13 protein-coding genes are annotated in these 12894 nt (G+C 67.7%); 11 read left to right on the forward strand and 2 right to left on the reverse strand.

Going from position 1 to position 12894, the window contains the following annotated elements:
* Nucleotides 1–86: 86 nt before the first annotated feature.
* The 11 genes from NM2_RS24575 (at nt 87) to NM2_RS24625 (ending at nt 10356) form a co-directional block, all read left to right on the forward strand.
* Entirely contained in the window at nt 87–1430 is a 1344-nt protein-coding gene (locus tag NM2_RS24575) for a M20 family metallopeptidase (RefSeq protein WP_067673257.1), read from the forward strand.
* Nucleotides 1430–2398 carry a DODA-type extradiol aromatic ring-opening family dioxygenase gene (locus tag NM2_RS24580; protein WP_067673259.1) on the forward strand — a complete coding sequence of 323 codons (969 nt, stop codon included), beginning with the start codon at nt 1430–1432 and terminating at the stop codon, nt 2396–2398. The genes NM2_RS24575 and NM2_RS24580 overlap by 1 nt, the downstream gene beginning before the upstream one ends.
* Nucleotides 2395–3267, forward strand: coding sequence for an alpha/beta fold hydrolase (locus NM2_RS24585; protein WP_067673261.1), 873 nt, complete (start codon nt 2395–2397; stop codon nt 3265–3267). The genes NM2_RS24580 and NM2_RS24585 overlap by 4 nt, the downstream gene beginning before the upstream one ends.
* 387 nt (nt 3268–3654) lie before the next feature.
* Complete coding sequence (locus NM2_RS24590) at nt 3655–4572, forward strand: ABC transporter substrate-binding protein (protein ID WP_245718194.1); 918 nt, start codon at nt 3655–3657, stop codon at nt 4570–4572.
* Nucleotides 4572–5378: an ABC transporter ATP-binding protein gene (locus tag NM2_RS24595; protein WP_157121284.1), complete on the forward strand. Its 807-nt coding sequence runs from the start codon at nt 4572–4574 to the stop codon at nt 5376–5378. Before NM2_RS24590 ends, NM2_RS24595 begins: the two co-directional genes overlap by 1 nt.
* Nucleotides 5375–6211, forward strand: a complete 837-nt coding sequence (locus NM2_RS24600; RefSeq protein WP_067673266.1) for an ABC transporter permease — start codon at nt 5375–5377, stop codon at nt 6209–6211. The genes NM2_RS24595 and NM2_RS24600 overlap by 4 nt, the downstream gene beginning before the upstream one ends.
* An 11-nt stretch (nt 6212–6222) precedes the next feature.
* Complete coding sequence (locus NM2_RS24605) at nt 6223–7008, forward strand: class II aldolase/adducin family protein (RefSeq protein ID WP_067673268.1); 786 nt, start codon at nt 6223–6225, stop codon at nt 7006–7008.
* Between the two features lie 150 nt (nt 7009–7158).
* Complete coding sequence (locus tag NM2_RS24610) at nt 7159–8169, forward strand: NAD(P)/FAD-dependent oxidoreductase (RefSeq protein ID WP_067673270.1); 1011 nt, start codon at nt 7159–7161, stop codon at nt 8167–8169.
* Between the two features lie 3 nt (nt 8170–8172).
* Nucleotides 8173–8493, forward strand: coding sequence for a ferredoxin (gene fdxA / locus NM2_RS24615; RefSeq protein WP_040832015.1), 321 nt, complete (start codon nt 8173–8175; stop codon nt 8491–8493).
* A complete protein-coding gene (locus tag NM2_RS24620; RefSeq protein WP_067673273.1) occupies nt 8493–9341 on the forward strand; it encodes an alpha/beta fold hydrolase in 849 nt (282 codons plus the stop codon). Before fdxA ends, NM2_RS24620 begins: the two co-directional genes overlap by 1 nt.
* 199 nt (nt 9342–9540) lie before the next feature.
* Nucleotides 9541–10356: an IclR family transcriptional regulator gene (locus tag NM2_RS24625; protein WP_084531517.1), complete on the forward strand. Its 816-nt coding sequence runs from the start codon at nt 9541–9543 to the stop codon at nt 10354–10356.
* Nucleotides 10357–10361: 5 nt separating this feature from the next.
* Here the strand turns inward: NM2_RS24625 and NM2_RS24630 are convergent, their stop codons facing one another.
* Nucleotides 10362–11924, reverse strand: coding sequence for an AMP-binding protein (locus NM2_RS24630; protein WP_067673274.1), 1563 nt, complete (start codon nt 11922–11924; stop codon nt 10362–10364).
* Nucleotides 11921–12868, reverse strand: coding sequence for a quinone oxidoreductase family protein (locus NM2_RS24635; protein ID WP_067673276.1), 948 nt, complete (start codon nt 12866–12868; stop codon nt 11921–11923). Before NM2_RS24635 ends, NM2_RS24630 begins: the two co-directional genes overlap by 4 nt.
* Nucleotides 12869–12894 lie beyond the last annotated feature (26 nt).

Raw genomic sequence — 12894 nt, forward strand, 5'->3', positions numbered from 1 at the left:
GCGGGCGGCGCTGCCGTCGTGGGCGCGCCCGCCGCGTGGCGGATTCTCGCGCGGCACAGCAATACCCAGGTACACCAGGTTCGTCGATGACCGTCGTGGAAGCGGATGCGCTGGCCGGGCTGGACCCCCGGCGACGCCGCTGGGCCGAGGCGGCTTGCGCACGGGTGGACCGGAACCGGTTGCGCGAGTTGCTGACCGGCCTCGTCGACATCGCGAGTCCCACCGGTGACGAGGCGCCGCTGGCCCGGCACATCACCACCACCCTGGCCGCGGCGGACATCGAATCGCAGACGATGTATCTCGATGACCGCCAAGCCAATTCGTGGGGCCGGGTGCGCGGCGACGGCACCGGACCGGACCTGCTGCTGTACGCGCCGATCGACACCGTGACCACGGGCGACCCCGACGAGGATCTGCCGTGGGTCGGTGAATCGCTGCGCGCGGACATGCTCGCGCGAGCCACGGCGGTCGAGGACTACGTCATCGGGCTGGGCGCCTCCAATCCGAAGGGGCACGCCGCCTGCGTGCTGGCCGCGGGAGAGGCGATCCGGGCGGCCGGCGTGCCGCTCACCGGAGACCTGCTGCTGGGTTTCGGGGCCGGTGGGATGCCGACCAACGCCCGTCCCGGCGTAGGCAATCCGCGGCGGAACACCGGTCAGGGCGTCGGCTGCTCCTTCCTGCTCGAACAGGGGGTGTGGGCGGATTACGCCCTCATCGCCAAGCCGGGGTGGACCGTCTCGTGGGAAGAGGTCGGCCTGGCCTGGTTCGAGATCACGGTGCACGGCAGCCACACGTACGTGGGCTCGCGGCACCGGTTGCCGTACCGGAATCCGGTGGCCCTGGCCGGGGCGGTGGCCACCCGGCTCGAGGAATGGTTTCCGCGGTACTCGCGAGCGCACGACGACGGGCTCGTCCAGCCGCAGGGCATGGTGGCGAACATCCGCGGCGGCTGGGAGCGCACCGCGTCGTTCACACCGGCCTGCGTGCGCATGATGGTGGATCTGCGCCTGAGCCCGCGCACCACGCCCACCGCGGCCAAACGCGAATTGGTCGCGGCCGTGCGGCGCATCGCCGCCGAACTGGACATCCGCGTCGACGTGGAGCAGATACTGGCGATTCCGGGTGAGCGTTCGGATCCACGGATGTGGCTGTGCCGCAAGGCTGTCGAGGCGTGGGAGGCGGCCGAAGGCGTTCCGCACCGGGAGTTCCGGGACGCGAGCGGCGCGACCGACGCGAACATCCTGCGCGGCCGAGGGATTCCCACCGTGCGGGTCGGCATGCCGAAGGTCGTCGACGCGCCGTTCGAGGTCGATTTCGCGATGGGCATGAACACGGTGGACCTGCGGGACGCGGAGAAGCTCACCAAGTATCTGGTCCGTGTCGCACTCGACACGGTCACCCGCAGCCTCGAGGAAGTAGGGATGGCCTGATGGCGACGATCGTGCTGGGGGTCGGAGCCTCGCACAGCACTCTGATGAACACCCACTGGGAGCAGACCACGCACAAGGCGGAAGCCGAGCGTTTCCGCAACGCCCTGTACGTCGCGCGGGAACGGATCGCGGCCGCAGCGCCGGACGTCGCGCTGATCATCGGCTCCAACCACTTCCGCGGATTCTGGCTGGATCTCATTCCGGCCTTCACTCTCGGTGTGGGGGAATGTATTTCGAGCGGCGAATCCGGAACTCCGAAGGGGCCGCAGCCGGTCGATGTCGAGTTCGCCCGCTACCTGGCGAACACCGTGATCGAAAGCGGCCGTTTCGATCTGGCGTACTCGGCGCGGCTGCAGATCGATCACGGGCAGTCCCATGCGATCCAGTACCTGCTCGACGGACTCGATGTGCCGATCGTGCCGCTGGTGGTCAACGTTTTCGCGCCACCCCTGCCCACCTTCGCGCGGTCCGCGGAACTCGCCACCGCGATTCGCGCGGCGGTCGCGAGTTTCCCGGCGGACAAGCGGGTCGTCGTCATCGCGTCCGGCGGGCTCTCGCACCGGCTGCCCTGGCCGGACTGGCGCGACCCGCACGGCGAGGACGAGGATTTCATGGTCCGGGCGTGGCTGGACGGCCGGGAGAACTGGTCGGACTACGACGTGCGCCGCCGCGAGATCATCCGGGCCGCGCAGGCCGCCATCACGCCCGAGTTCGATGATCACCTGCTCGACCTCTTCGCGGCGGGCAAGGCCGCCGAACTCGCCGAGTACACCACGAACTATGTCCAGGAGGCGGCCGGGAACGGCGCGCAGGAGCTGCGCACCTGGCTCATGATGGCCGCCATCCTGGACTACATCCCGGCGGAACGCCTTGCCTACGAGGCCATTCCGGAATGGCTCACCGGAATGGGCGTCGCCGTACTCGACCCCTCTCCTCGCAACTCGTCATCACGAAGGACACGATCATGACAATCTGGAACGAACTGGCCGGGCTCGACTTCAGCCTGACGACCGTCGATGCGAACGGCATTCCTACCCGCGCGCTGCGCGCCGGCACCGGCGAGGAAGCGGTGGTGTTCCTGCACGGCACCAGCGGCCATCTCGAGGCGTTCGCGCGCAACATCCCGGCGCACGCGCCGCACTACCGATGCCACGCCATCGACATGCTGGGGCACGGCTACACCGGCAAGCCGGACTATCCCTACGAAATCCCGCGCTACGTCGAGCATCTGGTCGACTACCTCGACGCGGTCGGAATCCAGCGGGCACATCTGGTGGGTGAGTCGCTCGGCGGCTGGGTGGCGGCCCATCTGGCGAGTGAGCTGCCCGAGCGCGTGCTGTCGCTGCAACTGCTCGCCGCGGGCGGCACGGTCGCGAACCCCGCCATCATGGACCGCATCAAGACCTCCACCACGAAAGCAGTGCGCAGCAACGACATTCAACTGACGCGGGACCGGCTGCGGCTGCTGATGCACGATCCGGCGGATGCCACCGAGGAACTCGTCGAAGTCCGGCACCGGATCTATCACCAGCCCGATTTCGTCGCGAACATCCACAACCTGCTGTCCTTGCAGGAGATGGAGGTTCGGCAGCGCAACCTGCTGCGGCCGGACCGGCTCGCGCGCATCCAGGCGCCGACGCTGGTGGTCTGGGGCCACGAGAATCCCTTCGGTGACGTCCCGGAGGCCAAGAAGATGGCCGAGGACATCCCCGGCGCGCGGCTGCAGCTGTACCCCGAGTGCGGCCACTGGCCGCAGCACGAGCAGGCGGAGCAGTACAACCCGCTGAGTCTGGACTTCCTGGCCGAGGCGTCCGCGAAGGCTACGGCACCGGCCTGAGACAGGACGATGCCGATATCGGTGGCCGGTCACGCATGGTGGTGCGTGACCGGCCACCGCCCGTTGACGGCTGGCGCAGAACGTGGCGCGCGTATGCATGGGCGATCGCCCGCACTGGACCCTATGAAAATACTCCGGCCGCAAATGGATTATTGCCGCGATGTTTCCGGAATCAGTGCCCGTGACGCGCTGGATGTTGCGTCGGCGTAAGGCCGTCGCTGCGGGTTCATTCGGCGGACCGAGATGATTTCCAGCCCTGACGTACATGGCTAAGTTGCTTCACACCACCGCACGAATGCGGCCCAGATCACAGAACGAAGGTGTCGGTATATGGCCTGGCGATCTCCATTCCGTAGCGCTGCACTCGCAGCGGTTGTCCTTGCCACGATGGCGGCAGCCGCGTGCAGCCGCCCGGCCACGCACAGCACCGCCGACTCGGCAGGCGGTTCGATCCGGATCGCGGTGGGCATCGATGCCTCCTACGCGCCGTTCTTCGTCGCCGACCACGAGGGACTGTTCAAACAGGCGGGTCTGGATGTGCAACTGGTGCAGTTCGGTCGGGGCGGTGAGGCCGTCGACGCCCTCTCGACGGGGCAGGTCCAGATCGCGGGCAGCTCCGACACCACCACCATCGCGCAGCTGCGGGAAAATCCCGCGCTGCGGGCGATGTACTCCTACGAATCCTCCGGCGACTACATCAAAGTCGTGTTGCGCAACGGGATCGATGCGCCGGCCGCAGGACAGAAAATGGGCATCGTCCCCGGCCTGAGCCAGATCTCCACGGAGAAATATCTCGAAGCGCACGGCGTGCGGCCGGACTCGGTCAAGATGATCACGGCTACCCCGACCGACATGCCCGCGCTACTGAGCCGCGGCGACATCGACGGGTACGTGCTGTGGGAGCCGTGGCCCGCCGCGGCGCTGAGTCAGCACACCGGACATGTCGTCGCCCGGACCGGCGACTACAACTGGCTCTACCACCACTGGGCGATCACGACCCAGCCGTGGCTGGCCGCGCACGAGGACACCGCGCGCAAGGTCGCCCAGGTTCTGGACAAGGCCACGCAGCTGGTCGAATCCGATCCGCCGGCTGCCGCGGCGGCGACGAAATCCGCGGTGAACGTAGCCGAGGACCAGACCATCACCGCGATCAAGGAAATCGACTTCGGTGTCCACAATCTGACCGCGCAGGACATCGTGTCGGCGCAGTCGGTCGTCGATTTCTACAAGAAGATCGGCGCCCTGCGCGACCAACCGGACCTACAGTCGGCGATGCTCATCGACTGGTACAGGAAGAGTGCGTGATGAGTGTAACGGCAATCAAAGGCGTTCCCGTCGAAATCGAAAGCCTCGGAATAAGTTTCGGTGCCGCGGATATCGTCTCGGGAATTGATCTACAGGTGCGGGAGGGCGAATTCGTCTGTCTCCTGGGCCCCAGCGGATGCGGGAAGTCGACCCTGTTGTCGTCGATGGCGGGCTTCATCGAACCCACCGTCGGGGAAATCCGCTGTGACGGTACGACAGTCAGGCGAGGCAACCCGCACGCGGGCATGGTCTTCCAGAGTTCGGAGGCGCTCTTCGAGTGGATGACCGTCAGCGGGAACGTCTCCTACGGACCGCGCATGCACGGGGCGAGCAAGGCCGAACAGGTGCGGATCGCGGCGGAATACCTGGCCATGGTGGGCCTGCCGCACTCGGGTGACAAATTTCCCTCGCAGCTCTCGGGCGGTATGCGCCAACGCGTGCAGATCGCCCGTGTGCTGGCCAATCAGCCCTCGCTGGTCCTGATGGACGAGCCGTTCGGCGCCCTCGACGCGCAGACCCGGCAGGTCCTGCAGATCGAACTGGACAAGATCTGGCGGCACACCGGCTGCACCGTCGTATTCGTCACCCACGACATCGACGAGGCGCTCACGCTCGCCGATCGCGTGGTGGTCATGTCCGCCGGACCGCGGGCCCGCATCAAGAGCATCTACCAGGTCGACGCGCCTCGCCCGCGCGATCGCGCCCATCCCGACGTTATCGATCTGTACGAGCAACTGCGCGACGACATCCGTGCCGAGGTCGTGGCGTCGTTGCGGAACCAAGGTATCGAGGAGGACGAGCTGTGACCGCCATCGTGCAGCGCCCCGCAACGTCGGCTGGAAATGCGAATGCCAAACGGACACAGCGCAAATCGCTCGCGGCGGCGGGGCGGGTGACCCGCACCGCGCTGCTGTGGGTGGCCTCGGGGGTGCTCGGTCTCGCGGTGTGGTCCTTCCTCGCGTGGTGGTACGGGCCGACGACCATCGCCTCTCCGGGGCAGGTGTGGTCCGCGGCGGTCGAACTCACCCAGCGCGGCGTGCTGTGGGCGTCCGTCTCGGCGTCCGCGCAGCGAATCCTGCTCGGTTGGAGCCTCGGCGTCGTGATCGGCGCCCCGATCGGCATCCTGATGGGGCGCGTCAACCTGGTGCGTCAGTTGCTGGACCCCTATATCGAGTTCTTCCGCTTCATCCCGCCGATCGCCTTCGTCACGCTGGCGGTGGTGTGGTTCGGCATCGGCGAAACCTCCAAGATCGTCCTGATCTTCTACACCTCGGTGTTCATCGTGACGGTGAGCACCATCGCGGCCACGGTGGCGATCAGCGAGAACAAACTCCAAGCCGCGACGAATCTGGGCGCGAACCGGCTGCAACTGATGAAGACCGTCGTGTTGCCCTCGGCGGTGCCGGGCATCGTCACCGGGGCCCGGCTGGCGATGGGCAACAGCTTCCTGACCATCGTCTCCGCCGAGATCGTGGCCGCCGATCGCGGTATCGGCTCGATGATCTGGCAGGCCCGCAACTACGGCCGGATCGACTGGACGTTCGTCGGGATCATCGTGCTCGGCATCATGGGGTTCGTCTTCGACCGCGTGCTGCGGTTGCTCTCGGCGAAATTCCTGTCCCGGTACGGCGTCAAATAGAAAGGGCCACAATGGATCAGCCTCCTACAATCGCCGAGCTGGCCGGGATCCCGGGCCGCCCGGACTCGGATGATCTCGACGAGGAACGGCGGCGCCGCAAAACCGCGGTGATCGGCGGCTATCGCATCCTGTCGCGTTTCGGGCTCGACGAAGGCATCTCCGGGCACATCACCGCACGCGACCCCGAACGCCCCGATACTTTCTGGACCGCGCCCTTCGGACGGCATTTCGCCACGGTGACGCCCGATGAACTGCTCCACGTCGCCTCGGACGGCACGATCCTGTCCGGCCGGGGCCCGCTGAACCGGGCGGCGTTCGTGATCCACTCGAAAGTGCACGAGGCCAGGCCGGAGGTCGTCGGCGCCGTGCACGCCCACGGATTGCAGGGCAAGGCGTTCTCCTCGCTGCACCGCTTGCTGTCTCCGATCACGCAGGACGCCTGCGCATTTCACGACGACCACTCGATCTACGAGGAGTACCACGGCGTCGCACTCGACGAGGAGGAAGGCCGCCGTATCGCGCAGGCGCTCGGCGCCAACAAGGCCGTGATACTCACCAACCACGGACATCTGACCGTCGGCACCTCGGTGGAGAGCGCCGTGTGGTGGTACGTGTCGATGGAACGCTCGATGCAGGCCGAACTGACCGCCCGCGCGGCCGGGGAACCGGTTGTCCTGCACGACAAGATCGCGGCTCAGACCTATGCGGCGGTGGGTACCGAGAAGGTCGGCTGGTTCGCGTACTCGACCATCATCCAGAAGATCGCGGCGGAGGAACCGGAATTGTTCGCCGCCTGAAGAACGATCCGTCATTTCCATCCGCCGGGCCCGGCGGCCACTTCGTGTGGCTGCCGGGCCCGTTTCCTGCGCCGAACTCGATCCGGACGGAGTCTGCTGACCGGACCGAGTTCATTTATCAAGGGCCGTAAGCTGATTAGCGTTCGCGCTGTGAACGAATCGCCCCTCCTCTCGACCACCACCGAACTCGACGTCGACATCCTTGTCGTCGGCGCCGGCCCGGCGGGACTCTACGGCGCGTACTACGCGGGTTTCCGCGGGCTGCGCGTTGCCGTGCTGGACGCGCTCGCCGAGCCGGGCGGGCAGGTGAGCGCGATGTACCCGGAGAAGTCCATTCTCGATATCGCGGGATTCCCGTCCGTGCGAGGTCGTGACCTGATCGACGGGTTGCTCGCGCAGGCCGCACCGTTCGACCCGGTCTATCTGCTCGGGGAGCAGGCGTTGAGCCTGTCCCACGACGCGTCCGGCAATGCGGTCGTCGCGACGAGCAAGGGACGCACCATCACCGCGGGCGCGGTCGTCCTCACCGGTGGTATCGGCACCTTCACACCCCGGCCGCTGACGAAGGGCCTGGACTTCCTCGATCGGGGACTGAGTTACTTCGTTCCCGACCCGTCGGTGCACGAGGGGAAGGATGTGGTGATCGTCGGCGGCGGCGACAGCGCGTTCGACTGGGCCGTCCATCTCGAGCCGATCGCCAACTCGGTGACCCTGGTCCACCGACGCGACAGGTTCCGGGCGCACCGATCGACCGTGGCCAAGGTGTCCGACAGCTCGGTGCGGGTACTGGTCAACGCCGACGTCGCGGCCGTGCGCGGCAACGGCTGGATCGCCGAGGTCGACATCGCGCACAAACTCGACCGCTCGACGACCACTCTGCCCGCCCAATCCGTCATCGCCGCACTGGGTTTCACCGCGGATCTGGGTCCGCTGACCGAATGGGGACTCGACATCGATTCTCGGCACATCGTCGTGAACACCCGCATGGAAACCAATCTCGCGCGCGTGTACGCGGCCGGCGACATCACCGACTATCCCGGGAAGGTTCGTCTGATCGCGGTCGGTTTCGGGGAGGCTGCCACCGCGGTGAACAACGCGGCGGCCGTCCTGGATCCGGACGCGGAGATCTTCCCGGGGCATTCCACCGAACAGGAGGACTGACAGATGGCATTCGTGATAGGCGAGGCCTGCATCGACTACACCGACCGCTCGTGCATGGAGGAATGCCCGGTCGATTGCATTTACGAGGGCGAGCGCAAGCTGTACATCAACCCGAACGAGTGCATCGACTGCGGCGCATGCGAATTGGCCTGCCCGGTGGAGGCGATCACCGTGGACCGCAAGGCCGCACCGGAATTCAAGGAGGACAACAAGAGGTTCTTCCTGGATATCCTGCCGACCCGGACCGAGCCGGTGGGCAATCCGGGTGGCGCGGCGAAGATCGACGCGGTCGGCGTCGACACACCGATGGTGGCGGCGTACTGATGGGCGCGAACCTCCGATTCGCTTATGCGGACACGTCTTTCGGTCAGCTGCACTACGCGGAGCAAGGGGACGGTCCGGTACTGCTCCTACTGCACCAGACGCCTCGCTCCTGGGACGAATTCCGGGAATTGATCCCGTTGCTCGCCGACGAGCACCGCGTGATCGCGATGGACATGGTGGGTTTCGGCGCGAGCGCGAAACTCCTTGCGCCGCAGACCATCGAGCTCTACGCCCAGGGTGCGTGGGAACTGCTCGACGCGATCGGCGTCGACCATGCCGCCGTTCTCGGGCATCACACCGGCGCCGCGGTGGCGCTCGAGCTGGCTGCCACCGGCAGCGAACGGATCGCCGCGGTGGTGCTGTCGTCCTGTCCGTGGACGGACGAGCGCTACCGTACCGACCACGCCACCGGAGCCGGTGTGGACCGCGCGCAGCAGAGCGAGGACGGTGCGCATCTGCGGACGCTCTGGGAACTGCGCAGACCGTACTATCCGGCACCGGTCGCGGGGTTACTGGACCGGTTCGTCCGCGACGCCCTCGCCCCCGGCGTCGACCCGGCCGAGGGGCACCGCGCATGCGCCCGCTACCGGATGGAGGACCGGATCGGTTCGGTGACCGCCCCCGTACTCCTGATCGGTGCGGGCGAGGATCCGTTCTCCATGCCCAACCTCCCGGTGCTGAGCGCCCACCTCACCGCGGCCCGCTCGGTCCGCAGCGCCACGATCGAGAACGGTACCGTCGCGCTCATCGAGCGCGAGGCCGCGGCAATAGCCTCGGCGACGCGGGAGTTCCTGGCATCGATAGAGGTCACCGGGGCCGATGTAAACACTGTGAAACGGGTCCACTGAGCGAACCCTGTGACGTGCCTCTCATGGCATTCGGCCCGTAGCGTGACGACATCAGGTGAGCGCGCCCGCGGTCGGCCGAATCGACAAGTTCCGCTCGCCGCGGCCCACCAGGAGGTATCCCTTGACGACAGCCACTCGAGGACCCGGTGGAATCGGACCGGTAGTGCCGATTGCGCAAGCCCAGCAGTCCGGCACCGACATGCCCACCGTGCTCGGCAAAGCCCGACTGATTCTCGACACGTTCGACAGTGAAAGCAGTGATCTGTCCCTGACCGAACTGACCCGCCGCAGCGGCGTGGCGAAAGCGTCGGTCTATCGGCTGGCCGGCGAGTTGGTGGAGTGGGGCCTGCTCGAACGAGCGGGCACCAAGTACCGGCTGGGTCTGCGGTTGTTCGAACTCGGTCAGCTCGTGCCCCGGCAGCGGATCCTGCGCGACGCGGCGCTGCCGTACATGGAGGATCTACTGCTGGCCACGCAGGAAACGGTGCATTTCGCGGTTCGGGACGGTATCGACGTGCTGTATATCGAGAAGATCGTCGGTCACCGCGGGCTCAACGAGCAGTCGCGTGTTGCGGGCCGATTGCCGCTGTACTGCACGGCCACCGGCAAGATCATCCTGGCGTTCTCGCCCCCGTCGGTGTTCGACGAGGTCGTCGAGCAGGGGTTCACCGCGCTCACCCGCCGCACCACCATGTCCGTGGGTGTGCTGCGCACCCAGCTCGAGCGGATGCGCAAGGAGCAACTGGCGGTCGAGGTCGAGGAGACCCGGCTCGGCTACATGAGCGTCGCCGTGCCGGTGTTCAGCGGCCCGCGCGTGCTCGCGGGCGCCCTGTCGGTCACCGCGCCCACCGCCCGGCTCAACGTCAGCCGCATCACCGGCGCTCTGCGGACCGCGGGTGTGGGTATCACGCGGACACTGCACGCGATGCGCTGCACGCATACCGCGGGTGAGACGGCGCCGCGCGAGAGTGCGTGCAGTGCCGCGATGTGTTCGTTCAACGGGTGCGGGCGCTGACTCCGCTATCGCGTACGGGTCGGCCGGAAGCCTTCGCGCTGCGCGTCCCAGGTGTCCGGCCCGACCCCGCGAGCCCGTAACTCCTGCTTGCGCACCTTGCCGGTCTCGGTGAGCGGAAGTCTCGTCACCAGGTCGACGTAGCGGGGGAGCGCGAAGTAGGCGAGGTCGGCCTCGGCGAAGCGCAACAGGTCCGCGGGGTCGAGCACGGTGGCCTCGCGCGGCACGATCGCGGCCATCACCTCGTCCTCCGCGAGCTCGGACGGCACCGGGAAGACCGCGACCTGCGCGACGTGCGGGTGCCGGGACAGTACCGACTCCACCTCGGTCGCCGAGATGTTCTCCCCGCGCCGGCGAATCACGTCCTTGAGCCGGTCGACATATCGGAACCAGCCGTCCGGGCCGCGGATCACCCGGTCTCCGGTGCGCAGCCAGGCGCCTTCCGCCGGGACGGCATCACCGAGATACCCGGCCGCGAATCCACCGCGCCGCAGGCTCCGGACCACCAGTTCGCCCGGGGCGCCGTCGGCGACGGGACGGCCCTGGTCGACCACCCCGGCTTCGTAGCCGTCCAGCACGGTGCCGACGAAGCCGTCCCGACGCCGTCCCGGCAGCGACCCGAGGACGAGATTCGTTTCGGTGGTACCGAATCCGTCGATGAGGTCGATGCCGAAGCGGTTGCGGAACGGTTCGTACAGGTGCGCCGGCGTGGCGGGCGACAGCGCCCGGGTGACCCGGTGGGCCCGCTCGCTCGGGGACGGCGGCCGGTTCATCAGCATGGGCACCATGGCGCCGAGCAGATAGGTCACCGTGGCGCCGGACTCCTGCACCGCGGACCAGTAACCGCTTGCCGAAAATCGTTCTCCCAGTACGAAAGTGCCGCGCCAGACCAGCGCCTGGAACAGCGTGCCCAGGGCGTTGGTGTGGAACAGCGGCAGGCAGTTGTACAGGACGTCGCCCGCACGCAGACCCAGCGAGCGCCCGACTCCCGCACCCCACCAGAGGAATTGGGCGTGCGGGCAGCGAACGCCCTTGGGCGGGCCGGTGGTGCCCGAGGTGAACAGCACCGCGGCGAGATCGAGATCGGTCACCGGTGCCGGTGCGCGGGGCGGATCGGTCATCGCCGAATCGACCCGGGGGGCAGTATCCGAGCCGGCCAGCCAGCACACGCCCGCGAACCGCGTCGCCTCGACCTGTGCGGCATACCGTGGCTCGGTCAGCAGCCGGCGCGCCCCCGACTCGACGAGTACGTGGCGCAGACCCTCGCCCCGCAAAGCCACATTCAACGGCACCACGACGGCTCCCAGCCATGAGCAGCCGAGGAACAGGTCGACGAGTTCCACGCGATTGTCCAGCAGTGCCGCGACCCTGTCTCCGGCTCGAACTCCTTGCGCGTGTAGGGCTTTCGCCATGGATGCTGCCCGCGCCAGAAGCTCGCGATAGCTCACCGCGACCGGCCCGGCACGCACCGCGATCCGCTCCCCGCACTCCTCGGCCCGCAGAACCAGGAGTGCGGGAATGGTCATCGCCGCGGGAAGTCCCGGTTCGCCGTGAAGCGCCTCGCTGCTCATGGCACGACGACGGCGCGCCCGGCCACCTTGCCTTCGCGCATCAGTTGCAGGGCGTCGGCGACCCGGTCGAGCGGGAACTGTTGCACCGCCAGCCGCACCTCACCTCCGGCGAGCTTGCCGATCAGGTCGGGAGCGAGTTCGGCCTGCCGGGCTCCCTTGCGAATCATGTTGACCGGCAGGATCTTCACGTCGCTCAGCAGCCAGTTGGGCAGATCGAGAGCCAGTTCGGTGCCCAGTGTGTAGCCGATCAGCGCGGCCCGTCCCCCCGGCACGACGCGGCCGAGCAGCGGGGGCAGCACATCGCCCCCGAGGGTGTCGATCAGGACCTCGGCGACGGGCTCGTCACCGAGTTGCTCGGCCAGTGCGGAGCCCCGGCCGACGACCGGGCGTACCCCGTCGGGCAGCAACTCCACCTGGTCCTGCCGGGGGACCACGCCGATCACATCCGCGGCACCGGCGAGCAGGGCGAATTGGGCGGCCATCGAGCCGACCGCACCCGACGCGCCGGACACGATCACGCGTTCTCCGGCACGGACCTCCGCGATGTCGTGTACGGCGACGTACCCGGTGGTGCTGGGCAGGAAGAAGGTCGCCGCCACCTCGGGCGGGAGATCGGAGTCGAACGGCGTGAATGCTCTGTCCGCCGCGACGAGATACTCTGCCCAGCAACCGTTCTTGGTGAGCCCGATGCCGCCGCCCCGGACCAGCACCCGCGTCCCCGCGGCGAAGGTGTCCGACTCGACGACCGTCGCGGCGCCGTCGGTGCCGCCGATGTGCGGCAGTGGTGGCTTGATGTCGAATGTGCCACTGGCCACGGTCATGTCGAGGTGGCCGAGCGCAGCCGCGTCGATCCGCACCAGGGTCTGGCCCGCCTTCCGGGCGGGGATGTCGATGTCGTCGAGGACAGGTGCCTCACCGAAACTGTGTAGCCGCGCGGCGCGCATATATCTCCTTCGTGTGCGGGTGAGTG

Origin of the sequence: Nocardia miyunensis NBRC 108239, assembly GCF_001613065.1 — a bacterium.
GTDB classification, from domain to species: Bacteria; Actinomycetota; Actinomycetes; order Mycobacteriales; family Mycobacteriaceae; genus Nocardia; species Nocardia miyunensis.

Coding starts and splice junctions, on each gene's coding strand:
- NM2_RS24605 (WP_067673268.1), top strand. CDS start 6,223: ATGGATCAGCCTCCTACAATCGCCGAGCTGGCCGGGATCCCGGGCCGC.
- NM2_RS24625 (WP_084531517.1), top strand. CDS start 9,541: ATGCCCACCGTGCTCGGCAAAGCCCGACTGATTCTCGACACGTTCGAC.
- NM2_RS24585 (WP_067673261.1), top strand. CDS start 2,395: ATGACAATCTGGAACGAACTGGCCGGGCTCGACTTCAGCCTGACGACC.
- NM2_RS24620 (WP_067673273.1), top strand. CDS start 8,493: ATGGGCGCGAACCTCCGATTCGCTTATGCGGACACGTCTTTCGGTCAG.
- NM2_RS24630 (WP_067673274.1), bottom strand. CDS start 11,924: ATGAGCAGCGAGGCGCTTCACGGCGAACCGGGACTTCCCGCGGCGATG.
- NM2_RS24575 (WP_067673257.1), top strand. CDS start 87: ATGACCGTCGTGGAAGCGGATGCGCTGGCCGGGCTGGACCCCCGGCGA.
- NM2_RS24590 (WP_245718194.1), top strand. CDS start 3,655: ATGGCGGCAGCCGCGTGCAGCCGCCCGGCCACGCACAGCACCGCCGAC.
- fdxA (WP_040832015.1), top strand. CDS start 8,173: ATGGCATTCGTGATAGGCGAGGCCTGCATCGACTACACCGACCGCTCG.
- NM2_RS24580 (WP_067673259.1), top strand. CDS start 1,430: ATGGCGACGATCGTGCTGGGGGTCGGAGCCTCGCACAGCACTCTGATG.
- NM2_RS24595 (WP_157121284.1), top strand. CDS start 4,572: ATGAGTGTAACGGCAATCAAAGGCGTTCCCGTCGAAATCGAAAGCCTC.
- NM2_RS24635 (WP_067673276.1), bottom strand. CDS start 12,868: ATGCGCGCCGCGCGGCTACACAGTTTCGGTGAGGCACCTGTCCTCGAC.